Here is a 26,131-nt window from a genome sequence, read left to right as displayed (position 1 = left end):
GGTGCGTGGATGACCGAGGAGTTGGGCGGGCACGGGCCGGCTCAGCCGCGGGGCACGGGAGCTTCGGCCGAGGCGGTGGCGCGGGACAGTCGGGCATCGGCCGAGTAGGTGCCCGCGCCGACCATCAGCAGGAATAGGCTGCCGCACAGCTGCGCGAGGTCGGTGCGGGACTCGTGCGCGAAGTCCCACCAGCCCGCTTCTCCGTCGAAGAGCGGGGCGTCGCCCCACAGGATCGGCAGCTTGGTGATCAGTAAGGCGCCGAGCATGTTGACCACCATCGGGATGGCGGCGAGCCGGGTCAGCAGACCGGCCAGGATCAGCAGACCGCAGGCGATCTCGAAGACCCCGTCCAGTGGGGCGAAGAAGCCGGGCGCGGGGATGCCTGCCTTGTCGAACCGGCCACTTCCCAGCGCGTTCGGGTAGAGGAACTTCTGGATGCCCTCGAAGAAGAAGACGGATCCGACGTACAGGCGGATGAGGATCACGGCGCCCGGCGCGTTCGTGGCGGCCAGCCGGGCCTGCCAGGTACGGATTTGCGCCATCAACGGCTCCTCGCCTGAACGGTACCGAGTGTCGAGTACGGATATCGTCCGGCGTTACCGGTGGGTGGCGCTGCGCGGAACCCGGCCGTTCCCTCGCACGGGCGACAGCCCCGCCCGGATCAGGGGGTGCGGTGGGCGGTGACCGCGCGGCGTACCCCCGTAGGTGGCAGCACGGACGTTCGTACGGCTCCATCCACCGCCTCCTCACAGAAGCCGGCGCCACCCCGCGCGGACGAGGCGGGGACAATCGCAACGGTCCCGCGCGTAACCGGTCGAGTCCCGCCGCCGGGCCCGACGGAGCGGTCCTCCTTCGCGAGAGCGACACCCCCCCCAAATCACCTGACCTCAGACCGGACCGGCCTCGCCGCACTGCTCCGGTGCGTCAAGGCAAAGGGACAGTGGGCCCGAATCGGATTCCCGGGTCTACAACCAAGCGCGTTCCTCGCGAGTCTTGATCGTCGGCGGTCACATCCCGCCGCAGACGATCAAGACCGAAGGAATGCATGAACCGACCCAGAGGCACAACGGTCGCCACTGCGAGCGCCGTCGTGCTCGCCACCGCCGGCGGCCTGCTCGCCGCGGCCACCCCCGCCTCAGCCGCCGTGACCTGCGCGTCGCCCGTCTTCAAGCGGACGTTCTACGCGAACACCACCTTCTCCGGGACCCCCAAGGGCACGGACTGTGACTCCGTGATCGACGAGAACTGGGGCACCGGCGCACCGCGCTACAGCGGCATGCCCACCAACAACTTCGGCGTCCGCTGGTCCGTAACCCGCGACTTCGGCTCCGGCGGGCCCTTCACGTTCACCGCCTCCTCCCGCGACGGCATCCGCGTCTACCTCGACGGCGTCCGCAAGGTCGACCTGTGGAAGAACGTCTCCACCACCGTCTCCAAAACCATCAACGTGACCATCCCGTCGGGCAAGCACAGCCTCCGCGTCGACTTCGTCAACTGGACCGGCGCCGCCAACGTCAAGTTCGCCTACGCCCCCCGTACGTCGGCGACCATCGACAAGGTCAAGCCGCTCGTCCCGACCGGGACCACCGTTACCTACAGCACGGCGACGACGTCCACGAAGGTCAGCTGGGCCAAGAACAAGGAGATGGACCTCGCCGGGTACCGCGTGTACCGGCGGCTGAAGGGCACCTCCTACCCCGCGAAGCCGATCGCGACCACGACGTCCACCTCGTACACCGACACGACCGTCCCGAAGGACGGCAACGTCTACTACTACGAGGTCCGCGCGTACGACAAGGCCGGCAATACCTCCTCGGGCACCGCCGACCTCGGCATCACCACCGTCGACCGCACCGCCCCCGCCGCCCCGAAGGGCGTCGAGGACAACTGGGCCATGGGCTACCCGGACAAGGTCACCCTCTACTGGGACGGCAACGGGGAGTCCGACCTCGCCGGCTACCGCGTGTACCGCTCGACGTCCTCGACGGTCGCCCTCACCGCCGAGAACCGGATGACGGGCGACACGCTGTCGGGCGGCGGTTACACCGGGCCCCTGCCGCAGACCGGTGACAAGTACTACTACGTCGTCACCGCCGTCGACACGCACGGCAACGAGTCGGTGGCCTCGGGCACGGCGATGTACTACACCCGCGACCTGACCGGCCCGGTGGACACCGCCCTCAACGCGAGGGCCACGGAAGGCGAGGCAGGCGTCACGCTGACCTGGGATGCCTCGGAGCGGACCAGCGACGACTTCGCGGGCTACTCGGTCTTCCGATCGCTCAAGCCGCGCGACGCCAAGGCCCCACGTGAGGACGTCGGCAAGGGATTGAAGGGCACCTCCTTCACGGACGCGTCCCCGTCGCCCGGCGTCACGTACTACTACTGGGTGGTCGCCGTGGACCACGCAGGAAACGGCGGCCCCGTGTCCAACGAGGTCGCCGTCAGCGTCGCCGGCAACACGACCGCACCGGCCGCGCTGACCGGCGTGACCGCCGTCCCGAAGGAGAACGGCCTCACCCTCTCCTGGGACGCGAGCAAGGACCCCGGCCTCGACCACTACCGTGTGCTGCGCGGCACCCTCGCCGACGGCCAGTGGACGTACGCCCCGGTGATTCACCCCTGGCACTTCAAGCCCTGGGAGATCACGGAGACGGCGTTCCACGACGCTGTACCCGCTGACGGGCAGCAGGTGCGCTACAGCGTCGTCGCCATCGACCAGTACGGCAACCAGCTCACCCCTGACACCGGCGCGACCGTCGTCGATGCCACCGAGCTGGACCTTCGCCCGACCGCACCGGCGGCGACCGGCTCATCACTGGGCCACCTCGGCGCAGACCGGAGTGGCCGGCTGTCCTGGTGGCTGTCCGTGGAGGAGGACGGCAGCAAGGTCTCCGGCTTCAACATCCGCCGCTGGAACCCGCAGACGAAGGCGTTCGAGCTGATCGGAACAGAGCCCAGCGGCAGCGGCACCAGAAGCTGGTACGACACCGACATGCCGGCCGCCACCACGGTGTACTACCGCGTCAGCGTCCTCTACACGGACGGCACCGAGTCAGGCGCGACCGAGGCCGTCACCGTGAGCTACTGAGCGCACCCGCGCGGGGCGAACTCCATCAAGGGGACTGGAAGCTGAGCTTTCAGTCTCCATTAATGCTGCAACTCCGTTTGTGATGACGAGGCCACAGCTCTGCGGGCTGTGGCCTCAACGTTTGTAGTAGCTGCGGCGGCTTTGGCGTTGTCGTCCGGCGGCGCCAGTTGGACCAGTGCAGGATGCGCTTGACACTGTGGTCTGTTGTCCGGTTGAGGCGGGTAATAGGGCGCCGCAATTCGGGGACGGCGGAAGGTCAGACGTGGCGGCGGCGCTGCTGCGGGACTTGGCGGTCGAGGATGCGGCCGAACCCGGTCGCATCCAGTGTCCGAGATCCCATGACACGTCACCGACTCCGCCGTCCCCGCCGCAACCATTCGACCAGCCAGGACGCGACGAAGAAGACCGGGAGCGAGATCCCCACCAGCACCGCGGCCCCGGTGAACGCGCTCGACAGGAATCGGCCAGCGGGCTGGCGGGCATTGCCACCGACTTCGGCGTCAACGTCTGACACCTGCGCCACTGGGGTGCGGGCAAGACCCGCACCCCATGCCCGGCTCACCCACCACATCGAGAGAGCGGACACCGGTGTTCGGACTCAGCGAACTCGCGATACTCCTGATCGCCGTCATTGTCTTCTTCGGCGCCAAGAAGCTCCCCGAGCTGGCCCGCAACGCCGGCAAGGCGCACGCGTCCTCAAGAGCGAGAGCAAGGCGATGAAGGCGGAAGGGTCTGCCGAGCAGCAACAGGACCCTCACATCATCCAGGTGCGGCCTGGCGACAGGACCGGCGAGTGGCCCGACAATGGGACAGGGACCAGCAACGGCCCGGTACGGACCTGACCTCAGCCACTCAGTGCATCCCATTAGCCCGCACAGCCACCACCACGACCACAACGAAGAGGCAGCACATGTCCGTAAACCTGACCAAGGGCCAGCAGATCAGCCTGAGCAAGTCCGACGGCGGGGCACTCACCGTCGTACGAATGGGACTCGGCTGGAAGGCCGCCCAGCGCAAGGGATTCCTTGCCAAGCTCACCGCCCGGGAGATCGACCTGGACGCCTCGGCGGTGCTCTTCGCCGACAAGAAGCCGGTGGACGTCGTGTTCTTCCAGCACCTCGTCAGCGACGACGGCTCCGTCCGTCACACCGGCGACAACCGCGTCGGCGGCGCGGGTCAGGGCGGCGACGACGAGTCGGTCATCGTGGATCTGCAGCGCGTGCCCGTACACGTCGACCAGATCGTCTTCACCGTGAACTCCTTCACCGGCCAGACCTTCGAGGAAGTCGACAACGCCTTCTGCCGCCTCCTCGACGAGACCACCGGTCAGGAGCTGGCCCGCTACACCCTCACCGGCGGCGGCCGCCACACCGCACAGGTCATGGCGAAGGTGCAGCGGAGCGGCACTGGCTGGCAGATGGCAGCGATCGGCAGCCCCGCCGACGGACGCACCTTCCAGGACCTCATGCCGGCCATCGCCACTCACCTGTAGACGTACGACAGCGGACAAACGGGTGGCCCTTCGGCCCAGCGCCTGTCAAGGGAGGGCGAAGGGCGCTCGCCCGCCAGAGCGCTGAGAGCTGAGCCCGACAAACGAACCAGCGGCCCAACAGACACATCATCGGCAGAACGCACGCACGATCGCTCCCGCGAAGCCGCCAGACAGCGTCCAATCGCACCGACGCATCCTCGGCTGCAACATCCCCGCATGCCCTACGAAACGACGACCTGGGCGGCGCGTGCCACTAGTGCCAGTCGAGGGGGTAAACAGCGGTCATCAGAGGCCCTTTCCGACCACCCAGCGGTGACGTACCCCAGAGACGTCTCCGCAGGTCAGATGGCCATTGGGCGCTTAAGTCCCGGGTGATTCCCAAGCTCAGAGCGCGAGTTCGATTCTCGTCACCCGCTCCACCACGAAAGACCCTGGTCAATCACCGGGGCCTGCTTGCTCTCCAGACCTCCACGTACGCGGCGTCAGTGGCCCGAGCTGGAAACCGGGAGGCGCTTGGTGAAGGTCTTGCCCGCGTCCCGCGTCTCGTAGATGCCGTCCTGCGTGGCGACGATGACGCGGTTCGAGTCGACCGCGGTAAGGGCCTGCGGTCCTCCACCAGGGACATCGCCGGAGGACTTCCAGGTGGCGCCGCCGTCGGTGCTGCGGTTCAGCTCGCCGCTCGGATCCACTCCGTACAAGGCGTCCGTCTTGGGCCACGAGAGCAAGGCCATCACCGGCTCGGCGCCCGGGCGGAAGGTCTCGCCGCCATCGGTGCTCGTGGCGATGCCGTCCTGGGTGGTGGCCAGCACCGTATTGGCGTTGTCAGGACTGACGGCGAAGTCCAGCATCTGAACGGCGGCCCCGTCGTCCCAGGTGGTGCCGTCCTTGCTGACCCGCAGTGCCCCGCTGACGCTGTCGTAGCCGTAGATCTTGTTGTGTACGAAGTCGAGAGCGTGGAAGTCGGCCTGGCCCTCCAGAGACCGCGTCTTCCACGTCTTCCCGGCATCCTTGCTCTCGATCAGGCCCCGGTGGGGCGGCTCGTCGCCGGTGGCCGGGTGGCCGCTCGCCAGGAAGGTCTTCGGCCCGGTCACCGTGAATCCCATGAAGTCGTCCTGGCTGTCACCTACCCGCTGAGGGTCGCCCTCGTCGTCCGGTGTGAAGAGCCCCTCGTGAGTGGCGACGTAGAGCCGCCCGTCCGACGGATCGATGCCGAGGCCGTGGACGTGGCTCACGGCGGCTTGTGCCGAGTCGGAGTCGCGTTCGGAGTCGGAGTCGGCGGTGCAGGCGGCCAGTCCTGTTGCGAGGAGCGCTGCGGCGAGGGCGAGAGCCGGTGGGCGTACGTTCATGTGGGATCCCTGCGAGGTGCACATCGAGCGGCGCGGTGCGGGCGGGCAAGCGATGGAGCACCTTGCCCGTGACGCTTTCGACGCTAGAACCCTGCCCCTGGGGAAAGGTCAAGCCGAATGCGAAGGGGCGGACTCGATGATGTGGCAGATCACGCCCGCCTCGCCGCGCCCAGCGGCCTGGTCCGCCCGGTCTCGGGCAGTCTGCAGAGTTTCCCGCAGCGCCCGCAGGTCGGCGATGCGCCGGTCGATTTCGGCGACGTGTTCGTCGAGAAGGCTGGTGACCAGCTCGCAGGGCTGCTGCCCCTGGCGTTGCAGGTCCAGGATGCGCTTGATCTCCTTCAGACTGAGGCCGAGGGACTGGGCCTGGCGAATGAAGTGCAGCTCCGGCAGGGCGCTCTCGGTGTAGGTGCGATACCCGGCCGGGGTGCGCTCCGGCGGGTCGATAAGGCCGTTGGCCTCGTAGAGGCGAACGGCCTTGGGGCTCAGCCCGGTCTGGGCGGCGATGCGGCCGACGGTGAGCATGATGGGGGGCTCCGTTCTGCGAATGGTTCCAGTCTGCGCTTGACCTTGCCCTAAGGGCAAGGTTTTACCGTCCGGTCATGAGTACAGATGACGGCGACGGCTGTACGGCGGCGATGGCAGTGACCCTGTTGAGCGGCCGGTGCGCCGAGGCGATGGAGCGGGCCGAGCACGCCTGTTTCGGAATCAGCCCGTTCAACAGCTACTTCTCCACCGCCCGGATCCGTGAGCTGGCGGCATGGGGGCTGGAGCGCTTCGAGCGGGTGGACTTCTTCGTGCCGGACGCACCGAGCGCGTACACCTTCGAAGCGCTGGGGTACGCACCCGAGAAGGCCGCGTGGAAGGCGCGCAGGCAGGGCCAGTACACCCGCAACAAGATCGTCACCGCGCTGGGTTCGCTCGGCCTGGCCGACGCGGACAAGCGCGTGCTCGGGTGGGCGGAGCTGGAAGGCAATGCGGCATTCGAGCGGCTCCACGGGAGCGGGGTGCGCCGGTACGCCGAGGACGCGGACTTCCGGGATGCCTGCCGGGAGGCCACCGGGTGGGTGCTGGCCGGGAAGCTGCCCGCCGGGCAGGCGCCGGACGCGGAGCAGGTCGAGCACGCGGTGCGCTACTTCCTGGCCGAGTTACCGCTCTTCATCGACACCCCGGCCATCGTCGGTGCCGGCACATCCGTGTTCTGCTATCACCAGCCGCCTGCTGTCCTGCGCCGCCTGTACGGGCGCGAGCTGAGCTGGCGACCCGCCGCTGGGCAGGGCTTCGCCGTTGTGGCACCGGCCGTACGAGACTGAAAGAGAAAAGGAACCGTCCATGGCAACCAGCACGCGGCCCGATGCCGAGCAGTCCGATGCCCAGCAGTCCATAGAACTGGCCATCACCGGCATGACCTGTGCCTCGTGCGTGGCGCGGGTGGAACGGAAGCTCGGCAAGCTGCCCGGCGTGAGCGCGACGGTGAACCTGGCGACCGCGACCGCGCACGTGACGCGGCAGAGCCCCGATGTCGGCGTTGAGGAGATGATCGCTGCCGTCGAGGCCATCGGTTACGGCGCCGAGGTGCCGCGCACGGAGGCCCCGGCCGCAGAGGAAGAGGAGGTCGACGCCGAGGGCGCGCACATCGCCGGACTGCGCCGCCGTCTGATCGCCTCGACACTGCTCGGGCTGCCGGTGGTCGTCGTGTCGATGATCTCCGCGCTGCACTTCCCCGGCTGGCAATGGGTGGCACTGCTGCTGGCCACCCCCGTGGTGGCGTGGGGTGCGTGGCCGTTCCACCGGGCGGCCGCCCTGAACCTGCGGCACGGGTCGGCGACGATGGACACCCTGGTCTCGCTGGGTGTGCTGGCCGCCTACCTGTGGAGCGCCGGGACTCTCGCCTTGGGCGGGGACCATCTGTATCTGGAGGTCGCCGTCGTGCTGACGGCGTTCCTGCTGGCGGGCCGCTTCTTCGAGGCCCGGGCCAAGCGTCGGGCCGGGGACGCGATCCGGGCGCTCATGCACCTGGGCGCCAAGGACGTCGCCGTACTGCGGAACGGCAGCGAAGTACGCATCCCCGTCGAGGAGCTGGCGGTCGGCGACCTGTTCGTCGTACGGCCCGGGGAGAAGATCGCCACGGACGGCGAGGTCACCGACGGCGCCTCGGCGATCGACGAGTCGCTGCTGACCGGAGAGAGCGTGCCGGTGGAGGTCGAGCCGGGCTCGCAGGTCACCGGCGCCACGGTCAACAGCCACGGACGGCTGACCGTACGGGCCACCCGGATCGGCGCGGACACCAAGCTGGCGCAGATTGCCGCCCTGGTGGAGCGTGCCCAGACCGGCAAGGCGGCGGTGCAGCGGCTGGCCGACCGGATCTCGGCGGTTTTCGTACCGGTCGTCATCGCCCTGGCCGCAATCACCTTCGCGGCTTGGCTGCTGGCCGGCGCCCCGGCCGCAACCGCGCTGACCGCCGCCATCGCCGTAGTGATCATCGCCTGCCCGTGTGCCCTGGGGCTGGCCACGCCCACCGCGCTGATGGTCGGCACCGGGCGCGGCGCCCAGCTCGGGCTGCTGATCCGCGGGCCGGAGGTCCTGGAGTCCACCCGGCGGATCGACACCGTCGTACTGGACAAGACCGGCACCGTAACCGAGGGGAAGATGCGCCTGGTCGAGGTGGTGGCCGCCGAGGGCGAGGACGCGGACGAGGTCCTGCGGCTGGCCGGTGCGCTGGAGGATGCCAGCGAGCATCCCATCGCCGCCGCCATCTCCGCCGCCGCCCGCGAGCAGTTCGGGGCCCTGGCTCCGGTGACCGGCTTCGCCAACACCCAGGGCCGCGGCGTGACCGGACAGGTCAAGGACCGTACCGTGCAGGCGGGACGCGCCACGTGGCTGGACGAGCAGGCACTGCCCTTGCCGGGCGAGCTGACCCGCGCCCGTCAGTCGGCCGAGGCGGAGGGCCGTACGGTGGTCTTCGCCGCCTGGGACGGGCGTGTTCGCGGCGCGCTGGTGGTTGCCGACACCGTCAAGGCGACCAGTGCCGAGGCGGTGGCCGACCTCAAGCGGCTCGGCCTCACACCCGTGTTGTTGACCGGTGACAACACCGCCGCGGCCCACGCGGTGGCGGCCGAGGTCGGCATCGACCAGGTCGTCGCCGAGGTCCATCCCGAGGACAAGGTCGCCGAAGTCCAGCGCCTCCAACAGGCAGGCCGGGTGGTGGCGATGGTCGGCGACGGCGTCAACGACGCGGCCGCCCTCGCCCAGGCCGACCTCGGCCTGGCCATGGGCACCGGCACCGACGCGGCGATAGCCGCCTCCGATCTCACGCTGGTACGGGGCGACTTGCGGGCGGCGGCGGACGCGATCCGGCTGGCCCGCCGCACCCTTCGTACGATCAAGGCCAATCTTTTCTGGGCCTTCGCCTACAACGTGGCCGCGCTACCACTGGCCGCGCTCGGCCTGCTCAACCCGATGATCGCCGGAGGTGCGATGGCCTTCTCCTCGGTGTTCGTGGTCTCCAACAGCCTGCGGCTGCGCCGCTTCCAGTCTCTGCGCTGAGCCATGTGCGAAGGGGGCGCCAGGGGCCAAGGCTCCGGCGCCGCCTTTGGCGTACTCAGCAGATCGCCCGCGCAGACCGTGCTTCACCCGTCGGTGGACCTGGGGGCGGGCTTGCGGGCGGCGAGGCGTTCGACGATGCCGAGCTTGAACCTGTCCCGCTGGTCGATCTCCAGCCCTTCCGCCTGGACATGCCGCAGGAGTCGGCGCATGAAGTGCTCCCCGCCGAGCGGAACGGTGACGAGTTCGCTGAGCTGCTGGATCGCGCGCCGGTCGTCAGGGATCGCGCAGGTCTGCGGCGACTCGGACACAGGGTCATCCTGTCCGCTACCGGCCTGTCCCGTACTCCGCCTTGGTACGCCGGATGGCCCGGCCGGAGAGTTCCCGGCCGGGCCATCCGGCGCACCTTCGGATCTTCTGCCCGCACCTGTTGGGCGTTGTCGGCGTCAGTCGGCCGGCCGGGCCTTGTAGTCACCGGCCTGCTGAACCGCCGCAACGAGTACGGCGGTGTCCACGTCGGCGCCTTCCTCCAGGCGGACGGTGGTACGTCCGGCCTTCACGTCGGTGGTGGATGAGCGGACGCCGGGGACATCCTCCAGCTCGTCGTCGATGAGCAGGCCGCAGCTGGAGCAGTGCATGCCCTCGACGAGAAGCACCACCTGCGGACCGGCCCCGGGCGCGGCGGCGGTGTCCTTCTTGCGGCTGAAGAGCTTCACTTGGTGTCTCCCTGGAACTCGATGGTGCCGGTCTGCATACCCATGGCGCAGGAGAAGCGGAGCGTGCCGGGCTTACGGGTGCCCAGATCGACCTTGGTGTCACCGTCGCGCTTGACGATCTCCTGGACCCCGAGTTCGGGGATGGTGAAGGCGCGGGCGCAGCCGCCGGAATCCTTGCCGTGCAGCACGAGCGTGGTGGGCACGCCGGCCTTCGCGGTGAACTGGGTCGGAACATAGAAGTCCGTCACGGTGAGGGTGACGATCTGCTTCCCGGAGGCGTCGATGCGTACGGGGTTCTCAGCCCCCGTAGTTTCCTCTCCGGTACCGGATCCGCCCACTGATCCGCTCCCTTCACCACCCTCGACGATGAATGGTCCACTCGCCGCGGCCTGCTTGTCAGGGGTGCTGAACGAGACCCAGCCGCCGGCCTGCAGCGCGGAAGCCATCGTCCAGACGGCGACGCTCAGCACCACGACGCCCGTGAGAGCGGCCAGCCGACCGGACATTGCCTGGCTGGTACGGCGGAAGAGGTAGCCGAGGGCGGCGAACAGCGGTGCCGTGCCCAGGACGAACCCGCCCATCACCGCTGCCCCCGCCACCGCGGATCCGGAGGTGATGGCCAGCAGCTCCATCGACAGGGTCACCCCGCACGGCACGAGCACGGTGGCAAAGCCGATCAGGGCGGGAGTGGCGACCGAATCGGTCCGGGCACTGCGCCGCATCAGCCGGCCGAACGCCGCCGGGGGCCGGGGCAGCAACCGCCCCACCCCCTTGACGCCGAACAGGTCCAGCGCGAACAGCACCATGAGCAGCCCGGCGGCCAGCAGCAGTACTGCCTGAGTACGGGGACTGGGCTGCAGCGCGCCACCGAAGACACCCAGCAGGGCGCCGAGCAGGACGTGGGATACCAGCTTCCCGGCCAAGAAGGCCCCGACCGGAGCCAGCGGCGTTGCGGCTTCTTCCACGGGCTGCGGGGCGTGGGACGGCCGAAGGGACTTCTTGGTGACCGATTTCTTGGGAGAAGCGGGGCTACGGCGGCGGGTCACCGCGCCGGCGAGGAGACCCCCCTGAACGGCGGCGCACGAAGCCCCACCGGCGAGCAGACCGGTACTCGCACCGGTGATCAGCAAAGCGACTGACGACGGCATGCGTCGTTACTCCTGTTCTGCGACGACGGCACGCGCACATGGAATCCGGGTACGGAATTCGCGTACGGAATCCGGGCGTGCCGAGGCGGACGTGAGGAACGCGACGTCCCGCAAGGCATCAACCTCGCGGGCGGCGAGCGGTCACGTCCGCGACACGCACAACCGGTGCAGATCAGGAGGAGCCACGACTGGAGGCGGGGCATTGGGCTGCATCATCAGCAGGGCAGGCGAGCATGCCATCGCGCGCTCGGCGCCTGCGTGCACCTGCCCCGACGGGCCGTCCGGGGCCAGGGTCCCCTTCGGAGTCTCGCACTGCTCATCGGCCGCCGGGCATTGTGGACTGTGATTCGGTGACTCAGCCATGGCCGAAGCCGCGGCATGGAAGACAGTCCCGGCATGGCCGCTGACCGCGACGGGCATCCCCATCGGCCCCGGCATCGCCATCGCAGGACGAGCCAGGCCCGTCAAACAGACAAAGAGCGCGCACACCAGCAGCGCCCCGGACCACGTCCGGAGCGGCACCAACATGCGTCGCGACATGCGCGCCATGCTAGGCCATCCCCAGAACCGCCCCGCCGACCATGGACGTGCGGGCTCGTAGCCCCTGGGAGCGTCGGCTTTCCGCCCGTCGGTCCGTAGATGAGGGCGATGAACGGGCTTGACCTTGCCCCAGGGAGAAGGTTTTAGCGTCGCCGTAGGCACCAAGTGGGAAGGAGGTCACCTCATGGCATTCGTTGAAGGCGAGGTGTACCGGTGCCCGGACCCCGACTGCGGCTGTGAGATCACCGTGACCAAGGGCGCTGCTCCAGGCCACGGCGGGGACGAAGCCCCCACCTGCTGCTGCGGACTCCCCATGGAGAAGGTCCGCTGAGCCGTCCTGCTGCACTGCCCCCTCGCGACCAAGCGCAAGAACGCCCGAAGGACCTGTGATGAGCCAGCTGCTGTACATACTCCCCGTACTTGCCTGCCCCGTCGGCATGGGACTGATGATGTGGTTCATGATGCGCTCCAAGCGCCCGTCGACCACCGCCCAGCCGCCGCACACGGCCCCCACCACCGAGCAGGATCAGGAGCTCCGGCGCCTCCGCAGGGAAGTCGACGCCCTGCGCGGTGAGCTCGACACGAAGCCCAGCCTCCACAAGGACTCACCGGCGTGACCAGTCTCCGGCTCCCCCTGGCAGCCACCGTTCTCACCGCGGCCCTGACCTACATGTGCTGCATCCGCCCCATGCGTAGCTGCGGACACTCGCGCGGAGTGGCCGCGTCCCAGGAAGTCCCTTGTATGCACGGCCCCGTCGGCGAAGTCGTGTACTTCCTGCCCCCGTTGCATCCTGATCCGGTAGTGCGGGGAATCACGATCCGGCCCGCGCTCTTCCTGCCGCTCGCGCACCGCCAAGGGGCCGAACTCCCAGCCTGCGCAGACGACTTCAAGACCCACGCACCCGGCTGGCACGCGCCCCACGGGCGCAGGTAGGGCCCGGCGCCGGGCTTCTGGCCCGGGCGCCGGGCCCCTTTCGGTGAGCTGCGTTACGCGATTCCCTGTTATCAGTGACCGTGACCGTGATGGTGGCCATGGCCGTGTTCGCAGCCCATTTCGGAACCGACATGGTTCCACTGCGCGCCTGGATTGCCCTCGCCGTTCAGCAGGTTGCCGGCCACGCCGTTGAGCACCCCGACCTGGCCGAGGACGTCGACGTTGAGGTCGTGGGACTTGCACCCGCCGCCACGCATGCTGTCCGCGCCTTGGGCGGTGGCGGTGCCGACGGCTATGAAGCTGAAGCTACCGAGCATGGCGGCCGCAACAGCGGCCTTCTGAAGCTTGCGCATTTCTCCTCCTTGGGATGAGTAGAGCGCACCACCGAAAGATCCACTTGGCGCTCAGTTCGGAGGCTAATCCGATATCTCCCAAAGCGCTCATCGGAGCTGCCATCCGGGGGCCCTGAGGCTCAACCGGTCACGGAGACTTCTTCCGAGGCCGGCACAAGTCAGGGGTTGCGTTCACCGTCTTCAGCAGGTACAACCTGCCCATCCTGGCGCCTACACACGTGATCAACTCATCTCGCCGAGCGAGAACGCATCAGCCCTGCCCCAGGGCTCAGAAAAGGTCCCGCCAGAAGGGGCCGGTTGCTCTCGGGTCCCAACTCTCGTCGACGGTCTGCCACATCGAGAGCACCGGATGCCCGAAGCTTCCCCGGCGGGAAGGTACCGATGGGCGTAGCCGGGCATCAGCACCGGCGCCTCCGCCAGATGGCGCCGCTCGCCCGCGCCACTCCGGCCAGGGCATGGACCACGTCTGCCCCTCCTCGGGAGGCACATTGACCGGCAGGCCTCACTGATCACCGCCGCACGCTGACCCCAACGGGGGTCGGCCGTCACGCAGTAGCACGCGCTCCGTCTCAGTTTCCGTCTCATTCAGCCGCGTTCACGGACGTCCAGAGAGATCCCGGCCACAAGCCCCCTCCCCAGCAGCCAGCTACCAGCCGCCAGTTGCCCATGAACGCAGGTGAACGCCCCTGCACGCCGACCTCGGCAAGCAGCTCACCTGACGCGGCCCCGCCGGATGACCGGCGGGGCCGCTGTCGCATGTGCGGGCAACTCAGTCCTGGAGTGCCTTGCGTCGGCGCATCCACCACACGGCGGTGCCGCCCGCGGCGAGGAGGGCGGCGGCGAGGCCCGTGATCAGGCCGACCGGTGTGTCGGAACCGGTGTCTGCCAGGTCGCCGTCCGGGTCGGGCTGGTTGTCGTCCGGCTTCGTCCCGCCCGGGTTGCTGGTGTTGGTGGGGTCCGGTCCCGGGGTCGACGGGTTGTCCGTCGGGTCCGGTCCCGGGGTCGACGGGTTGTCGGTCGGGGTCGGCGTGGGCATGGGCCCGTCGTCGTCCCCTCCGCCGCCGGTGCGGGTGTCTGCGCCGCCTCCCAGGAGCAGGAGGTTCTCCCTCTCGGCGTCGTCGGCCATGGAGTCGGCGGCGAACTTCGCGGTGCGCGGCAGGTGGCGGTGCCGGGCGGTGAACTCGATCTTGGTGGTGTTGCGCTTGGGGGCCTTGGAGAAGTCGACGCCGCCCATGACGCAGGTCTTGTTCTGTCCGTCGACCTCGCAGGGATAGGAGTAGTCGCCTTCGGTGAAGGACTTCACGTAGGCGTCGAAGGTCTGCTTGGGCTTCCAGTCCCTGTTGGCGCCGCGCAGGGGCCACTTGGTGACGTTGTTGCTGTTGATCACGGGCCGGTAGTCGGTGGCCGTCTTCCGGTCCTGGGTGCGGATCCACTCGGCGGCGACCCGGGCGGTGTAGGTGCGGCGCAGGTCGGCGTAGGCCGCGCCGGTGTTCACCTTCTTCTCCACCTCGGGGATGATGTGCCGGTTGACCAGGCGCTGTGAGGTCTTGCGCTGGGCGTCCGTGAGTTCGCAGTCGCCGTTGGGGCTGGGGGTGTCGACGCTGGAGGCTACGGAGTTGACCTTCAGCGGGGCATCAAGGATGTAGAGGCCGCCGTCCTCCTCACGGACCTTCGCCGGTTCGGGGACGATCCAGTTGCGCACGACGGTGCCGCAGGGGATGCCCCGGGCGGTCATGGCGTCCCAGTAGCGCTTGCCGGGCTGCTTGCGCGGGTCCATGAGCTTGGCGTAGTCGTGCTTCATCTCCAGGTCGGCTTCGAGCAGGACGCGGCCTGCGTCGGTGGTGCCGAACTTCTTGTCCATGATCCGGTCGGGCTCGTCCGGGTTGAGGTTGACCCAGAACTTGTCAGGGGTCAGGGCGAGCCAGGTCAGGAAGGAGTCGGAGATGAGCTGGGACTTCGCCTTCCCGCCGTAGCCCAGCCCCTCTTCCTCGTCCACCTTCTTCGCGGAGAAGGCGTACGGCAGCCCCTTGCCCTTGACGGGCGTGCCGACGTAGGAGAGTTCGAGGGTGGAGAAGTCCACACCGCCGGCTCCCCGGCCGCGGTTGCCCATGGGGTCGTTGGCGCGGATACGGTCCATCCGCTCCTTCATGTCCTTCGGGGTGGCCGCAGAGCCGTCGATGACGCGGGAGGCGCCGCCGGAGGCCCGGTTGTTGCCACCCGGGGAGAGGTTGGTGTCGGGCTTGGAATACTTCCCGCGCGTGTAGTCCGGGTTGCTGTTGGAGCGGTGCTCATAGGCGGTCACCCGGGGACGGCCCGTGTTGTCCGTCCCGGCCGACTTGGCGAGATCGCCCAGGTAGCGGCTGGTGGCCCTGTCCTTGGACTCGCCGTTGACGTAGGTGATGCGGGCGTTGCTGCGCTTGGGGTCCTCCAGGAACGCCTTGTTGGCGAAGTCCTGCTTGGTGTCCCTCGTGGGCCCGGCCTTGAACTCCATGAACTGGTTGGTCTTGTAGTTCACCGCGTCGAACTTGCGGACCACCGGCTTGCCGTCCTTGTCCAGAACCGGCTTGCCGTTCTTGTCCAGGACCTGAACTTCTTCCTGGCACAGCCAGTCGGGGCCCAGGAGCCCCATGTCCTTGACGACCTTCCGCTCGAAGAACCAACCCTTGCGGTTGTTGTTGTTCGGAAGGATCCAGGCGTCCTTGAGCCACTTCTCAAAGCCGCCGTAGCGGGTGTCTTTCCAGTCGTTACGTGCCAGGTAGTCCCGGTACTGGGCGTAGACCCGGTTGGGGCTGTTCTTGGGGTACGTCTTGTAGTCGTCGTCGAGGTTTTCCAGGAACGCACGCTGCTCCTGGGGAGTGCCCTTGAGGCTCAGGCCGTCCAGGGACTGACGCGGGGCATCGAAGTTGTACGAGTCCCAGAACCTGGGGTCGCGGACGTGGATGTTCTGGTCCCACGGGAAGTTCGAGCCCGGCCGGCCGGTCAGCTTGAACGTGTCGTCACAGCGCTTGCCCTTCGCCGCGTACGCGGTGCCGGACAGGCCGTCGATCCCGGGCAGGCCGGTGAAGGTCAGCACCCCGGCGCAGGACAGCGCGAGCACGGCGCGCGTCCACATACGCCGCGGGCGCAGCGGTATTCGATTGGTCACGGGTTCTCCATCGGGAGCCCTGAGTACAGAAGGCGTGCGGCACCAGGGGCCCCCGTGACACGTGTGGCGCCGCAACTGCCTTACGGTAACGCCCTGTTGGGGCAGCGCAGCGTGGTATCGGCCGTGCGTTGCCGGATCAACTCGCTTCGCTCACAGGATCGTCACGGTCCTGTGAGCGCCTGCTTTTAGGGTGATTCAATGGATGCCATCGACACTCCCGCATGGGCGGACAACCCCCGCCTGAACGCATGGTTGGCCACCCAGCAGGGTGCCTTCCCCCAGTGGGCCGCCGACCACGGAGGCGGATGGGACTTCAGCCCCGAATCGCTGACACGGCTCGAAAAGCTGATCCGCAGCCGGTTCACGACCTGGGAGGAAGCCGACCGGGCACGCGACACCGTCCTCATGTCGGTAGCAGCCTGGTACCTGGGCGAAGTCCCGGTACGCCACTGCGGCGCCTCATGGCGGTGCGTCCCGGACGAACCCGACGAGCCACCTGTGGCGGGCGGCTACCCGCTCGTGACCATCGCCCGCGAGCACCTGACCGACACCGAACGCGACCTGCTCGACGCCGACGACTCCGAGGACGATGACGACGTCCCCTCCGTGCCGCTCATCGATCCCGCGGCCAAGATCCGCTCCCTGTGCGCCAACCCCAACAGGCACCTGACCGACGTACTCGACTGGTACGCCCGGTTCACGGCGTGGCGCCACAGCGTGGCGGGCTGACGCCGGTTACTGCTCTGCGCCGAAGCAGGCCGCGGCCACGGGTGTCATGTCACGGGGGCGCACACCGCCCGCACCGCAAACCGGCGGCAGGGGAAAGGCTCCGATTAGGATGCGGGGCATGAGTCAGCAGACGTGGCGCGCGGCCCGGCCCGGTGGGGTGCGGGCGTATGCGCTGCTTGTGCTGGCCGTTTTGGCGGGCGTGGTGGCCATGCACGGCCTGGGGCCCGCCGTCCCGGCGCCGACCCATGCCATGCCGGAAGCACGCCATGCCGTCGCGTCGGCGGCCGAGTCGCACGCTGACGCGATGGGCTGTGACGACTGCGTACACGTCGATCACGGCGGCGGCAGTACCGGCGGACACCCAGAGCACGCCGACGCCACATGCGCGGCCAGTGGCACGAGTGGGGCGCCCGCACTGCCTGCCCTGTCTCCGGCCGGACTGGTCACCTGCCCGGCGTCAGACGTGCCCGCCGCCGTTCCCGCGGCAACGCTGGGCGGACGTGCCCCGCCCTCATTGAGCGAACTCCAACTCCTGCGCATATAGGGCAGCCCCGGTGTGCCCCGGTCCCCTTTGGCCGGAGCCGCCGCTGAGAGCCATGCCTGAATTCAGCGCACACAGGAGTCGCATCACCATGACCGCACACCGTTCCCTGATCCGCCGCGCCACCGCTGTCGCGGCCGCGGCCACCGCCGCCGTCGTACTCGCCGCCTGCGGCGGAAACAACGACAGCTCGGCCGGCCACGACGGCCACAAGACCTCCTCGCCGACCGCGTCGCCCTCTGTCGAGCAGGGTGAGCACAATGCTGCCGACGTCACCTTCGCGAAGGGCATGATCCCGCACCACCGGCAGGCGGTCGAGATGGCCGAGCTGGCGGAGACCCGGGCCCAGTCCGCCGAGGTCAAGAAGCTGGCCGGAGAGATCAAGAAGGCGCAGGACCCGGAGATCAAGACCCTGTCCGGTTGGCTCACCTCCTGGGGCGAGGACGTGCCCAAGGCGGACGAGAGCGCGGAGCACGGCGGACACTCCATGACCGGGATGATGACGCCCGAAGAGATGGACGAGCTGGAGGAGTCGTCCGGCAAGGCGTTCGACACCGCATTCATGGAAATGATGATCAAGCACCATGAGGGCGCGATCGAGATGGCCGAGACCGAGCAGGCCGACGGGGCGTACAAGCCCGCCAAGGACATGGCCGGCGACATCATCGCCTCGCAGAGCGCCGAGATCACCCGCATGAACAAGCTGCTCGGCAAGAGCTGATCGCTGCGGCGGCCCCGCTCATCTGCCGGCCGTCGACACCAGCGACACGTTCTACGAGTCGAAGGCACCCCGGGGATGTTCAAGGACTGTCCCCGGGGTGCTGAGTCCTCAACGGCCCAGTTCCTCCTCGCCGTCCCGCCTTCTGCCCTACGCGGGAAGAAGGGTCCTGACCGCTTGGAGAGCAGTCCCGCCTTCAGCAAGTGCCGCAGGATCCTCGGATCGAGCCGTCGGGCCGTCGGGCCGGGTCTGCGCACGCCACTGAGGGCTTCGCTCCAGCGGCGTCGACAGGCTCAGCGCGGTGGGCGCAGCCCGGCCAGGGTGACCGCGACGAGTCGGCGCACCGCGGCTTCGGACGGCAGAGTGCCGGCTGCGCCCAGGGCGTGGAGGCAGTACCGCGCCAGCTCGTCCGGTGTGACATCGTCCCGGAGGTGGCCGCTCGTCGCGGCCTCGGCCAGCAGGTCCCGGAACAGGTCGATGAGCTGCTGCTGCGCATGGGCGACATGCTCGCCTCGGTGCAGGAGTGCCGCGAGCTCGTCGTTGCCGTGTCGCCCGCGGTAGTGAGAGATGAGCGCATACCGCTCGAGTACCGCTGCGAGCCGTTCGTCGGCGTCGCCGGGCTGGTCCCGGAGTTCGGCGAGCTGTTCGAGGTGGCCGGCGACGTGACGCTCGTGGTGGGCGGCCAGGATCGCCTCGACGTCCGGGAAGTACTTGTACAGCGTCGCGCGTCCGATCCCGGCCTTCTCTGCGATCTGCGTCATGGTCACCGACATCAGCCCGTGCTCGGCCACCAGCTCCCACGTGGTTTCCAGGATCGCCTCGCGCACGGCTTGGCGGTGCGTCTCGATCGTCTCGTTCCACAGCTTCGGCACCAGTGCATCATACGTGGCGATGAAGCCGTGACGCTTTGATGCCATCCAGACAGAGTGTCTCGTAAACTGGTCTCGGCAGTACGGCAGAGCCTGCCGACCCATGCGTCGCAATGGAGGAACCTCATGGCCGACTCACCCCCACCCGCACCACCCGCGGCCCCCCGGTGGGTGAAGGTGTTCGCGATCATCGTCGGGGTCCTGATCCTCCTCGTGGTGATCGCGAAGCTCACCGGCCTGGGCGGGGATCACGGCCCCGGCCGCCACATGGGTACAGGCGGCGCAGCGCCGGTCGGCGTCGCAGCGATCCAGGCATACGCGCCGCCGGAGGACAGCTACCGATGATCATGCCGCCGCGCCTCCGCAAGATCGTGCTCACTGCTCACGTCGCCACTTCGGTCGGCTGGCTCGGCGCGGTCTGTGCGTATCTCGCTCTCGATGTCACCGCCGTGACCAGCGGGGACGTGTCGACGGTCCGGGGCGCGTACACCGCGATGGAGGTGACGGTTCTGTATGCCATCGTCCCGCTGGCCCTCGCGTCGGTGCTCGTCGGGATCATCAACGCGCTGGGCACCCCGTGGGGCTTGTTCCGGCACTACTGGGTGCTGGTGAAACTCCTGCTCACGATCTTCGCAGCCACCGTGTTGCTGACAGAGACACAGACCGTGAGCCGCCTGGCAGAGGCAGCAGCGTCCAGCGCCGATCCCCGCGAGCTGCCCGGCACTCTGCTCCACTCCGTCGGCGGCCTGGTGGTGCTGCTCATCATCCTGGTCCTCTCGGTGTTCAAGCCGCGGGGCGTGACCCGGTACGGGTGGCGTAAGCAGGACGAGCAGCGGCGTAACGAGCGAGCCGCGCGTACGGAACCCGTGGGGTAATGGCAGCCGGCTGAGCGCCAGGCCGGCCGAGTCAGCGGCGCAGCAGGTGGCGCAGGGCGACGATGCCCTGCATCGCGGCAGCCGGGCGCAGCAGCGCGGGGCGGGGCCGCTCCGGCATGGTGCCGCGGCTGACGGCGACGGCGGTGACCGTGACGACCGGTACCGCCCAGGCGGCGATCGCCGCCGCCCGTACCGTGCGGTCGGGTTCGTGCCGAAGGGTCAGCCAGGTCCAGAACGCGGCGTCGGCGAAGGTGTCGGCGTACTCGCCGAACGGGGACACGGTGGCCCGTTGCCGGGCCAGGCGGCCGTCAGCCAGGTCAAGGGTGATCGCCAGCACGCCCGACCAGCGGCTCGACCCCACGGCCGTGACGGGAAGGTTGCCGCGGACCAGGGTGAGCACATCGGCTGCCGAGAGCCGGTCACGTTGCTCCAGCAAGCCCAGGTGAAGGGCACTGAGGGTCCAGCTTGTCGCCAGCCACCCCCGTCCGCGGCGCCGGGCGAGCGCGAGCAGCAGGCAGTGCAGGGCGGTGACCTGGGCCAGTGCCCGGGGGCGGCGGGCCGCTTGCCGCGCCGAGCGGTCGGTGGCCTGCCACAGGAAGCGTGCGACGGCGAGAGGTCTCCAGCGGTCCTGTTTCAGCATCCCCAGCAGCGCATTGGTCGCGGCGCGACTGTCGGCGAGATCGGATACGGACACGTCGGCCGGCCTTTCTCCACTTTCCACGCGCGATTTTCCACGCGCGATGGGCTCCGCTCACCGTAGACGGCCGACCCGCAGCTGAAAGGTGAGCGCGCTCACCGATCCGCACGCCCGCCGGCCGTAGCGTCGTTGTGGTGAGAAAGCGTGCGGACATGGTGTGGGCGGGGCGGCTGGCGGTCGTGGCGGCGGCGGGCGCCGGCACCGCAGCCGCCGGATATCTGGGTCTTGTGAGTGGGGCGCTGTCGCTGGACATGGGCGTCGGTCGGCGGACCCGCCAGCTCGGGCCACAGGTCGTCGACATCCGGGCCCCTCGGGACGTGGTCTTCGACGTAATTGCTCAGCCCTATCTCGGCCGGCCCACTCGGGCGATGCGGGAGAAGGTGCGGGTGCTGGAGCGTGGCAGCGACATGGTGCTCGCCGCGCACTTCACCCCGGTTGCGGACGGGCGGTTGACGGCGAAGACGGTGGAGACGGTGCGGTTCACCCGCCCGGAGCGGATCGACTTCCGCCTGGTACGAGGTCCCGTACCGGCCGTCGTGGAGGCGTTCTGCCTGTACGAGTACGAGTGCGAGTTCGGGTACGAGTCTGGCACCCGACTGGAGTACGACGGGGAGCTGGGCACCGACCTGTGGGGGCTCGGGCAACGCTGGGGGCAACTGGTGGCCGCACGCTGGGAGGAGAGGGTCGCGGCCTCGCTGACGTCGGTCAAGAAGGAGGCGGAGCGGCGCTCTGCCCTCCAGTGAGCCGGGGACTTGCACACCGCGGACGAGCAGGTCCGCCATGCCGTTGCGGCGGATCGGGTGCCCGTTCGGTGAGCGCGCTTACAGTTCTCGGCTTCCTCCGCGCCTAGCGTTCAGATCATGGTGCTGCGGATTGTGCTGGGTGCGGTGTACACGGCGATGGCGGTCGGCCAGCTCGCCTCCTTCGGGCACATGCCCGGGATTCTGGCCGAGTACGGGCTGCTGACCGGCGGTGCCGCGACCGCACTGGCCGTGGCTCTGGCCGTGGCACTGATCGCGGGCGAGCTGGTGTGCGGGGTCTGGTTCCTGGCTCGCCCGCGCTCGAAGGCACTCGCGCCGGTGTGGGTGTTCACGGCCGTCTCGGTGGTGTGGTCGTTCCTTGCCGTGCAGGCGTACGCACGCGAGCTCACCGTGACCAACTGCGGCTGCTTCGGGATCTACCTGCCTCAGCGGCTCAGCTGGGTCGTACTCGTGCAGGACGGCTTGGCCCTGCTCTATGCGGGGCTGCTGCTGCGCCGGGCTGCTGCTGCACGGCCCCGCTCCTCGTCGCCCGGCGGTGCGGCCGTCGCCGGACACCGTTCATGACATCCGGTGACCGGCCGGGCTCTTCCGCCGTTCACCCAGACAGCCGCAGTGGGATGCGGCGGCGGCCCGGGCCAGGCGTGCGAGCCCGGTCGCGATATGAGTGATATGAGCGATACGAGTGAAGGAGTCCCGGATGACCCAAGCACCCGTGCCACAACGCAAAGTGGATCGCGACGAGGTGTTCGTCGAGTTCACCAAGTCCATCTGCCCGATCTGCAAGACCACCGTCGACGCCCAGGTCAACATCCGCGAGAACAAGGTCTACCTGCGCAAACGGTGCAAGGAGCACGGCGGGTTCGAGGCCCTCGTCTACGGCGACGCCGAGGAGTACATGGCCTCGGCGCGGTTCAACAAGCCCGGCACGATCCCGCTGGTCTTCCAGACCGAGGTGAAGGACGGCTGCCCCTCCGACTGCGGGCTGTGCCCGGAGCACAAGCAGCACGCCTGCCTCGGCATCATCGAGGTCAACACCGGCTGCAACCTGGACTGCCCGATCTGCTTCGCCGACTCCGGCCACCAGGGACGGGGGTCCCCCCGCTCAGCCGAGAGTGGGGGAGGGTACGCCATCACCCGCGCCCAGTGCGAGCGGATGCTCGACGTGTTCGTGGAGTCGGAGGGCGAGGCGGAGGTCGTGATGTTCTCCGGCGGGGAACCGACCATCCACCAGCACATCCTCGACTTCATCGACCTCGCCCAGGCCCGCCCGATCAAGAACGTCAACCTCAACACCAACGGCATCCGCCTCGCCTCCGACCGGAATTTCGTCGCCGAGCTCGGCAAACGCAACCGGATGCCCGGCAGGTCGGTGAACATCTACCTCCAGTTCGACGGCTTCGACGAGCGCACCCACCTGGAGATCCGCGGCCGCGACCTGCGGAAATTCAAGCAAAAGGCGCTGGACAACTGCGCGGACGCGGGGCTGACCGTCACCCTGGTCGCAGCCGTCGAGCGCGGCCTGAACGAGCACGAGCTCGGCGCGATCATCGAGTACGGCATCGACCATCCGGCCGTACGGTCGGTGGCCTTCCAGCCGGTCACCCACTCCGGTCGGCACGTGGAGTTCGATCCGCTGAACCGGCTCACCAACCCCGATGTCATCAAACTGATCAACGCGCAGCGGCCGGACTGGTTCCAGAAGGGCGACTTCTTCCCCGTACCGTGCTGCTTCCCCACCTGCCGGTCGGTCACCTACCTGCTGGTGGACGGCGAGCCGGGATCCCGCGCCGTCCTGCCGATTCCGAGGCTGCTCCAGGTCGAGGACTACCTCGACTACATCTCCAACCGGGTGATGCCCGACGCCGGCATCCGCGAGGCTCTGGAGAAGCTGTGGTCCGCCTCGGCGTTCATGGGCACCGAGACGACCGAGGAGAAGCTGCGCGCCACCGCCGAAGCGCTGGACCGCGCCGACAGCTGCGGTATCGACCTGCCCGAGGTCGTCAAGGATCTCAGCGACAAGGCGTTCATGATCGTGGTGCAGGACTTCCAGGACCCGTACACCCTCAACGTCAAACAGCTGATGAAGTGCTGCGTCGAGGAAATCACCCCCGACGGACGCCTCATCCCCTTCTGCGCGTACAACTCCGTCGGCTACCGCGAACAGATCCGCGCGCAGATGTCCGGCGTCCCCGTCGCCCCCGTGGTGCCCAATGCCCTGCCCCTGGCACCCCTCCTCATGGACACGCCGTACGGCTCCAAGACCGCACGCGAGCACGGCACCAAGACCGCAGGCGAGCAAGGGGGCACGCGATGACCGCCGACGACGATCTCAAGGCGTGCTGCGCCGCCGCGTACTCCTCCGACGTCGTCACCCTGCTGCTCGGCGACTCGTACCACCCCGGCGGCACCCTGCTCACCCGCCGCCTCGCCGGGGCCCTCGCCCTCAGCCCGGACGAGCGGGTACTGGATGTCGCCTCGGGCCGCGGCACCACCGCGCTGGTTCTCGCCGACCTCTACGGCGCACGGGTGGACGGCGTGGACTACGCCTCCGCCAACACCGCTCTCGCCCGGGGCGCGGCGCAGGCGGCAGGATTCGCCGACAGGGTCCACTTCACCACCGGGGACGCCGAGCAACTGCCGTACCCGGCCGCAGCCTTCGACGTCATTGTGTGCGAGTGCGCTCTGTGCACGTTCCCCGACAAGGCGAAAGCGGCTGCCGAGTTCGCCCGCGTCCTGCGCCCCGGCGGACGGCTCGGCATCACCGACGTCACCGCCGACGCCGACGGGCTCCCACCCGAACTGACGGGACTCGGCGCCCGTATCGCCTGCATCGCAGACGCCCGGCCGCTGAGCGAGTACGCGGAAATCCTGGCCACCGCCGGACTGCGCACGCTCACCACCGAGGACCACAACCACGCGATGCTGCGCATGATCGACCAGATCGAGGCGAGGCTGAACCTGCTGCGCATGACGGCCCCGGAGAAGCTCACCGCCGCCGGCGTCGACCTCGAAGCAGCCCCTCCCGTCTTCGCCGCGGCCCGTGCAGCCGTGGCCGACGACGCGCTCGGCTACGCCCTGCTCGTCGCGGTGAAGTCGCCCTGAAGCAAACGCCCCGGACTACCGCCCGGTACGTAAGCGCCCTCACATACCTGTGCAGGCCCCGGACCTAGCGTCTTGAACGGAAGGCACCCATCAGCGCGATCGGGAGGACGTCAATCATGACAACAGCCGTGCAGCTCTCACCCAGAACGGCCGCGATTCCGGTCCACGCCGTATGGGGCGCCGCGGCCGGCTTGGTGGGCGGCATCGGGATGGGTATCTGGATGTCCGTATCCACTCCGATGGCCGACACCTCGATGATCACCATGGTCGCCGGACTCCTCGGCTCCAGCAACGCCTTCGCGGGCTGGCTGATCCACCTGTCCATCGCACTCTTCGCAGGCACCGTCTTCGGCGCCCTGCTGGGGCAGTTCGCCCAGCGCCTCGCGCCTGCCGCCGTCCTCGGCCTGGTCTACGGCGGCGTGTGGTGGACCATCGGCGCCCTGTGGATCATGCCCGCGAGCTTGGGTATGCCGGTCTTCGAGTGGAACGACGTCACCAGCTCCAGCCTCGGCGCCCACCTCGTGTTCGGTCTCCTCGCCGGACTGACCTTCGGCGCGATCGCCCAGGCGATGGACAGGCAGCGGACAGGCCAGGCCCGAGGATGAGGCCGAAACCGCCCGCGTCAACCGGAGGCCCGGGCATGCCGCCCCTGGGTGCCGAACCGCGCGCCGGCACCCAGGGCGGCTACTGTCTGGCCGACAGCGCCGAGGCGCTGGCCGGCCCGGCGTGGGGCGCCGCGCCCCCGCCGTGGGCACCGGGACGACGCGAGGAGATGCACCGCATGACCGACGCCGGTGAAGACGCCGAAAGGACGTGGTGCATCTCCGAGGTCGACATCTTCCGCGACCTCAGCGAGCGGGAAATGGAGGCCATCGCCGCCGCGGCGCCGATGAAGACGTACGCCGCGGGCGAGCTGCTGCACTCTCCCACCCAGTCGAGCGAGGTGCTGTTCATCCTCAAACGCGGGCGGGTGCGCATCTTCCGCGTCTCCGCCGACGGCCGCGCGCTGACCACCGCGATCATTACCCCGGGCACCATCTTCGGCGAGATGGTCCTGCTCGGGCAGCGCATGTACGACAACTTCGCCGAGGCCCTCGACGAAGTCACCGTATGCGTCATGAGCCGGGCCGACGTCCACCGCTTCCTGCTCTCCGACGCGCGGATCTCCTCCCGGATCACCGAAATCCTCGGCCGCCGCCTCACCGACCTCGAACAGCGACTGTCCGACAGCGTCTTCAAGTCCGTACCCCAGCGCATCGCCACCACGCTGCTCACCCTCGCCGCCGAGACCCGTCCTCGCGTACTCGGCGCCCGCGGCCCGCAGATCGCCCTCACCCACCAGCAGATCGCCGCCCTGGCCGGCACGTCCCGCGAGACCACCACCAAAGTGCTGCGCGACTACGCGGGCCAAGGCCTGATCCGCCTCGCCAGAGGCCGCATCACCGTCCTCGACACCGAGCGTCTGAATGATCGGGCGGGCTGAACCACGCCTGAAGCGACAGATCATGCGCACCGGCCGCCGGGCTCCCCCGCT

At 68.8% G+C, this 26,131-nt stretch carries 30 protein-coding genes; 19 read left to right on the top strand and 11 right to left on the bottom strand.

Annotated features, from left to right (window positions below):
* Window positions 1-41: 41 nt before the first annotated feature.
* A complete protein-coding gene (locus PXH83_RS15555) occupies window positions 42-542 on the bottom strand; it encodes a DoxX family protein (RefSeq protein ID WP_274560842.1) in 501 nt (166 codons plus the stop codon).
* 131 nt (window positions 543-673) lie between these two features.
* On the opposite strand from PXH83_RS15555, the gene PXH83_RS15550 reads away from it, so the two are divergent.
* Together PXH83_RS15550 and PXH83_RS15545 are read left to right on the top strand one after the other, a co-directional pair.
* The gene (locus tag PXH83_RS15550; protein WP_274560841.1) at window positions 674-997 is read left to right on the top strand and encodes a helix-turn-helix domain-containing protein; all 324 of its coding nucleotides are present in this window, start codon (window positions 674-676) and stop codon (window positions 995-997) included.
* A 48-nt stretch (window positions 998-1,045) separates the two neighbouring features.
* On the top strand, window positions 1,046-3,091 hold the full coding sequence (locus PXH83_RS15545; RefSeq protein ID WP_274560840.1) for a PA14 domain-containing protein: 2,046 nt from the start codon (window positions 1,046-1,048) through the stop codon (window positions 3,089-3,091).
* A gap of 346 nt (window positions 3,092-3,437) precedes the next feature.
* Here PXH83_RS15545 and PXH83_RS32475 read toward each other — a convergent pair whose 3' ends face one another.
* The gene (locus PXH83_RS32475) at window positions 3,438-3,662 is read right to left on the bottom strand and encodes a DUF6256 family protein (protein WP_420803173.1); all 225 of its coding nucleotides are present in this window, start codon (window positions 3,660-3,662) and stop codon (window positions 3,438-3,440) included.
* A 17-nt stretch (window positions 3,663-3,679) separates the two neighbouring features.
* Between PXH83_RS32475 and PXH83_RS32470 the strand changes: the two genes are divergently transcribed.
* The gene (locus PXH83_RS32470; protein WP_420803172.1) at window positions 3,680-3,811 is read left to right on the top strand and encodes a Sec-independent protein translocase subunit TatA/TatB; all 132 of its coding nucleotides are present in this window, start codon (window positions 3,680-3,682) and stop codon (window positions 3,809-3,811) included.
* Between the two features lie 190 nt (window positions 3,812-4,001).
* On the top strand, window positions 4,002-4,583 hold the full coding sequence (locus PXH83_RS15535) for a TerD family protein (RefSeq protein WP_138906042.1): 582 nt from the start codon (window positions 4,002-4,004) through the stop codon (window positions 4,581-4,583).
* Between the two features lie 482 nt (window positions 4,584-5,065).
* Here the strand turns inward: PXH83_RS15535 and PXH83_RS15530 are convergent, their stop codons facing one another.
* Together PXH83_RS15530 and PXH83_RS15525 are read right to left on the bottom strand one after the other, a co-directional pair.
* Complete coding sequence (locus PXH83_RS15530; RefSeq protein WP_274560838.1) at window positions 5,066-5,929, bottom strand: F510_1955 family glycosylhydrolase; 864 nt, start codon at window positions 5,927-5,929, stop codon at window positions 5,066-5,068.
* Window positions 5,930-6,037: 108 nt separating this feature from the next.
* Window positions 6,038-6,451, bottom strand: coding sequence for a heavy metal-responsive transcriptional regulator (locus PXH83_RS15525; RefSeq protein ID WP_274560837.1), 414 nt, complete (start codon window positions 6,449-6,451; stop codon window positions 6,038-6,040).
* Between the two features lie 77 nt (window positions 6,452-6,528).
* Here PXH83_RS15525 and PXH83_RS15520 point away from each other — a divergent pair, with 77 nt between their 5' ends.
* Together PXH83_RS15520 and PXH83_RS15515 are read left to right on the top strand one after the other, a co-directional pair.
* Window positions 6,529-7,239: a tRNA-dependent cyclodipeptide synthase gene (locus tag PXH83_RS15520; protein ID WP_274560836.1), complete on the top strand. Its 711-nt coding sequence runs from the start codon at window positions 6,529-6,531 to the stop codon at window positions 7,237-7,239.
* Window positions 7,240-7,258: 19 nt separating this feature from the next.
* Window positions 7,259-9,472: a heavy metal translocating P-type ATPase gene (locus PXH83_RS15515; protein ID WP_274560835.1), complete on the top strand. Its 2,214-nt coding sequence runs from the start codon at window positions 7,259-7,261 to the stop codon at window positions 9,470-9,472.
* An 83-nt stretch (window positions 9,473-9,555) separates the two neighbouring features.
* Here PXH83_RS15515 and PXH83_RS15510 read toward each other — a convergent pair whose 3' ends face one another.
* The 3 genes from PXH83_RS15510 to PXH83_RS15500 form a co-directional block, all read right to left on the bottom strand.
* Entirely contained in the window at window positions 9,556-9,780 is a 225-nt protein-coding gene (locus PXH83_RS15510) for a hypothetical protein (RefSeq protein WP_274560834.1), read from the bottom strand.
* Window positions 9,781-9,915: 135 nt separating this feature from the next.
* Window positions 9,916-10,185: a heavy-metal-associated domain-containing protein gene (locus PXH83_RS15505; RefSeq protein ID WP_274560833.1), complete on the bottom strand. Its 270-nt coding sequence runs from the start codon at window positions 10,183-10,185 to the stop codon at window positions 9,916-9,918.
* Window positions 10,182-11,333, bottom strand: coding sequence for an urease accessory protein UreH domain-containing protein (locus tag PXH83_RS15500; protein WP_274560831.1), 1,152 nt, complete (start codon window positions 11,331-11,333; stop codon window positions 10,182-10,184). The genes PXH83_RS15505 and PXH83_RS15500 overlap by 4 nt, the downstream gene beginning before the upstream one ends.
* A gap of 724 nt (window positions 11,334-12,057) precedes the next feature.
* Here PXH83_RS15500 and PXH83_RS15495 point away from each other — a divergent pair.
* A complete protein-coding gene (locus PXH83_RS15495; protein ID WP_198944102.1) occupies window positions 12,058-12,204 on the top strand; it encodes a hypothetical protein in 147 nt (48 codons plus the stop codon).
* Window positions 12,205-12,262: 58 nt separating this feature from the next.
* Window positions 12,263-12,490: a hypothetical protein gene (locus PXH83_RS15490; RefSeq protein WP_274560827.1), complete on the top strand. Its 228-nt coding sequence runs from the start codon at window positions 12,263-12,265 to the stop codon at window positions 12,488-12,490.
* A 388-nt stretch (window positions 12,491-12,878) separates the two neighbouring features.
* Here the strand turns inward: PXH83_RS15490 and PXH83_RS15485 are convergent, their stop codons facing one another.
* Together PXH83_RS15485 and PXH83_RS15480 are read right to left on the bottom strand one after the other, a co-directional pair.
* Window positions 12,879-13,160, bottom strand: coding sequence for a hypothetical protein (locus PXH83_RS15485; protein WP_274560826.1), 282 nt, complete (start codon window positions 13,158-13,160; stop codon window positions 12,879-12,881).
* A 769-nt stretch (window positions 13,161-13,929) separates the two neighbouring features.
* Window positions 13,930-16,305 carry an LAETG motif-containing sortase-dependent surface protein gene (locus PXH83_RS15480; RefSeq protein ID WP_274560823.1) on the bottom strand — a complete coding sequence of 792 codons (2,376 nt, stop codon included), beginning with the start codon at window positions 16,303-16,305 and terminating at the stop codon, window positions 13,930-13,932.
* Window positions 16,306-16,503: 198 nt separating this feature from the next.
* Here PXH83_RS15480 and PXH83_RS15475 point away from each other — a divergent pair, with 198 nt between their 5' ends.
* The 3 genes from PXH83_RS15475 to PXH83_RS15465 all read left to right on the top strand — a co-directional run bounded on the left by PXH83_RS15475 (window position 16,504) and on the right by PXH83_RS15465 (window position 18,296).
* Entirely contained in the window at window positions 16,504-17,034 is a 531-nt protein-coding gene (locus PXH83_RS15475; RefSeq protein ID WP_274560821.1) for a hypothetical protein, read from the top strand.
* Between the two features lie 118 nt (window positions 17,035-17,152).
* Window positions 17,153-17,578, top strand: a complete 426-nt coding sequence (locus PXH83_RS15470; RefSeq protein WP_274560819.1) for a DUF6153 family protein — start codon at window positions 17,153-17,155, stop codon at window positions 17,576-17,578.
* An 88-nt stretch (window positions 17,579-17,666) separates the two neighbouring features.
* The gene (locus PXH83_RS15465; RefSeq protein WP_274560816.1) at window positions 17,667-18,296 is read left to right on the top strand and encodes a DUF305 domain-containing protein; all 630 of its coding nucleotides are present in this window, start codon (window positions 17,667-17,669) and stop codon (window positions 18,294-18,296) included.
* A 290-nt stretch (window positions 18,297-18,586) separates the two neighbouring features.
* Here PXH83_RS15465 and PXH83_RS15460 read toward each other — a convergent pair whose 3' ends face one another.
* On the bottom strand, window positions 18,587-19,210 hold the full coding sequence (locus tag PXH83_RS15460; protein ID WP_338054714.1) for a TetR/AcrR family transcriptional regulator: 624 nt from the start codon (window positions 19,208-19,210) through the stop codon (window positions 18,587-18,589).
* Between the two features lie 78 nt (window positions 19,211-19,288).
* Between PXH83_RS15460 and PXH83_RS15455 the strand changes: the two genes are divergently transcribed.
* Window positions 19,289-19,507 carry a hypothetical protein gene (locus PXH83_RS15455; protein ID WP_274560814.1) on the top strand — a complete coding sequence of 73 codons (219 nt, stop codon included), beginning with the start codon at window positions 19,289-19,291 and terminating at the stop codon, window positions 19,505-19,507.
* On the top strand, window positions 19,504-20,037 hold the full coding sequence (locus tag PXH83_RS15450; protein ID WP_274560812.1) for a hypothetical protein: 534 nt from the start codon (window positions 19,504-19,506) through the stop codon (window positions 20,035-20,037). Before PXH83_RS15455 ends, PXH83_RS15450 begins: the two co-directional genes overlap by 4 nt.
* A 31-nt stretch (window positions 20,038-20,068) precedes the next feature.
* Here PXH83_RS15450 and PXH83_RS15445 read toward each other — a convergent pair whose 3' ends face one another.
* Window positions 20,069-20,731 carry a CDP-alcohol phosphatidyltransferase family protein gene (locus PXH83_RS15445; RefSeq protein ID WP_274560809.1) on the bottom strand — a complete coding sequence of 221 codons (663 nt, stop codon included), beginning with the start codon at window positions 20,729-20,731 and terminating at the stop codon, window positions 20,069-20,071.
* Window positions 20,732-20,868: 137 nt separating this feature from the next.
* On the opposite strand from PXH83_RS15445, the gene PXH83_RS15440 reads away from it, so the two are divergent.
* From PXH83_RS15440 to PXH83_RS15415, 6 genes are all read left to right on the top strand, one after another.
* Entirely contained in the window at window positions 20,869-21,477 is a 609-nt protein-coding gene (locus tag PXH83_RS15440; protein WP_274560807.1) for an SRPBCC family protein, read from the top strand.
* 117 nt (window positions 21,478-21,594) lie between these two features.
* Window positions 21,595-22,059, top strand: a complete 465-nt coding sequence (locus PXH83_RS15435) for a MauE/DoxX family redox-associated membrane protein (protein ID WP_274560805.1) — start codon at window positions 21,595-21,597, stop codon at window positions 22,057-22,059.
* A gap of 133 nt (window positions 22,060-22,192) precedes the next feature.
* Window positions 22,193-23,809, top strand: a complete 1,617-nt coding sequence (locus tag PXH83_RS15430) for a radical SAM protein (protein WP_274560803.1) — start codon at window positions 22,193-22,195, stop codon at window positions 23,807-23,809.
* Window positions 23,806-24,597: a class I SAM-dependent methyltransferase gene (locus tag PXH83_RS15425; protein ID WP_274560802.1), complete on the top strand. Its 792-nt coding sequence runs from the start codon at window positions 23,806-23,808 to the stop codon at window positions 24,595-24,597. The genes PXH83_RS15430 and PXH83_RS15425 overlap by 4 nt, the downstream gene beginning before the upstream one ends.
* A 116-nt stretch (window positions 24,598-24,713) precedes the next feature.
* A complete protein-coding gene (locus PXH83_RS15420) occupies window positions 24,714-25,202 on the top strand; it encodes a hypothetical protein (protein ID WP_274560801.1) in 489 nt (162 codons plus the stop codon).
* Between the two features lie 35 nt (window positions 25,203-25,237).
* Window positions 25,238-26,080, top strand: a complete 843-nt coding sequence (locus tag PXH83_RS15415; RefSeq protein WP_274560800.1) for a Crp/Fnr family transcriptional regulator — start codon at window positions 25,238-25,240, stop codon at window positions 26,078-26,080.
* Window positions 26,081-26,131: the final 51 nt, after the last annotated feature.

The sequence above is a fragment of the Streptomyces spiramyceticus genome (assembly GCF_028807635.1).
In the GTDB taxonomy this organism is placed as follows: Bacteria; Actinomycetota; Actinomycetes; order Streptomycetales; family Streptomycetaceae; genus Streptomyces; species Streptomyces spiramyceticus.
Note: the sequence above shows the minus strand (reverse complement) of the source record. Positions and strands in the feature narration are given on the sequence as shown.

Excerpts from the sequence above, each read along its gene's own strand:
- PXH83_RS15495 (WP_198944102.1), top strand. The coding sequence starts at position 12,058 with ATGGCATTCGTTGAAGGCGAGGTGTACCGGTGCCCGGACCCCGACTGC.
- PXH83_RS15535 (WP_138906042.1), top strand. The coding sequence starts at position 4,002 with ATGTCCGTAAACCTGACCAAGGGCCAGCAGATCAGCCTGAGCAAGTCC.
- PXH83_RS15470 (WP_274560819.1), top strand. The coding sequence starts at position 17,153 with ATGAGTCAGCAGACGTGGCGCGCGGCCCGGCCCGGTGGGGTGCGGGCG.
- PXH83_RS15475 (WP_274560821.1), top strand. The coding sequence starts at position 16,504 with ATGGATGCCATCGACACTCCCGCATGGGCGGACAACCCCCGCCTGAAC.
- PXH83_RS15530 (WP_274560838.1), bottom strand. The coding sequence starts at position 5,929 with ATGAACGTACGCCCACCGGCTCTCGCCCTCGCCGCAGCGCTCCTCGCA.
- PXH83_RS15450 (WP_274560812.1), top strand. The coding sequence starts at position 19,504 with ATGATCATGCCGCCGCGCCTCCGCAAGATCGTGCTCACTGCTCACGTC.
- PXH83_RS15500 (WP_274560831.1), bottom strand. The coding sequence starts at position 11,333 with ATGCCGTCGTCAGTCGCTTTGCTGATCACCGGTGCGAGTACCGGTCTG.
- PXH83_RS15430 (WP_274560803.1), top strand. The coding sequence starts at position 22,193 with ATGACCCAAGCACCCGTGCCACAACGCAAAGTGGATCGCGACGAGGTG.
- PXH83_RS15485 (WP_274560826.1), bottom strand. The coding sequence starts at position 13,160 with ATGCGCAAGCTTCAGAAGGCCGCTGTTGCGGCCGCCATGCTCGGTAGC.
- PXH83_RS15460 (WP_338054714.1), bottom strand. The coding sequence starts at position 19,210 with ATGGCATCAAAGCGTCACGGCTTCATCGCCACGTATGATGCACTGGTG.
- PXH83_RS15455 (WP_274560814.1), top strand. The coding sequence starts at position 19,289 with ATGGCCGACTCACCCCCACCCGCACCACCCGCGGCCCCCCGGTGGGTG.
- PXH83_RS15490 (WP_274560827.1), top strand. The coding sequence starts at position 12,263 with ATGAGCCAGCTGCTGTACATACTCCCCGTACTTGCCTGCCCCGTCGGC.
- PXH83_RS15415 (WP_274560800.1), top strand. The coding sequence starts at position 25,238 with ATGCCGCCCCTGGGTGCCGAACCGCGCGCCGGCACCCAGGGCGGCTAC.
- PXH83_RS15420 (WP_274560801.1), top strand. The coding sequence starts at position 24,714 with ATGACAACAGCCGTGCAGCTCTCACCCAGAACGGCCGCGATTCCGGTC.
- PXH83_RS15555 (WP_274560842.1), bottom strand. The coding sequence starts at position 542 with ATGGCGCAAATCCGTACCTGGCAGGCCCGGCTGGCCGCCACGAACGCG.
- PXH83_RS15425 (WP_274560802.1), top strand. The coding sequence starts at position 23,806 with ATGACCGCCGACGACGATCTCAAGGCGTGCTGCGCCGCCGCGTACTCC.
- PXH83_RS15465 (WP_274560816.1), top strand. The coding sequence starts at position 17,667 with ATGACCGCACACCGTTCCCTGATCCGCCGCGCCACCGCTGTCGCGGCC.
- PXH83_RS15545 (WP_274560840.1), top strand. The coding sequence starts at position 1,046 with ATGAACCGACCCAGAGGCACAACGGTCGCCACTGCGAGCGCCGTCGTG.
- PXH83_RS15435 (WP_274560805.1), top strand. The coding sequence starts at position 21,595 with ATGGTGCTGCGGATTGTGCTGGGTGCGGTGTACACGGCGATGGCGGTC.
- PXH83_RS15520 (WP_274560836.1), top strand. The coding sequence starts at position 6,529 with ATGAGTACAGATGACGGCGACGGCTGTACGGCGGCGATGGCAGTGACC.
- PXH83_RS15525 (WP_274560837.1), bottom strand. The coding sequence starts at position 6,451 with ATGCTCACCGTCGGCCGCATCGCCGCCCAGACCGGGCTGAGCCCCAAG.
- PXH83_RS15515 (WP_274560835.1), top strand. The coding sequence starts at position 7,259 with ATGGCAACCAGCACGCGGCCCGATGCCGAGCAGTCCGATGCCCAGCAG.
- PXH83_RS32475 (WP_420803173.1), bottom strand. The coding sequence starts at position 3,662 with ATGTGGTGGGTGAGCCGGGCATGGGGTGCGGGTCTTGCCCGCACCCCA.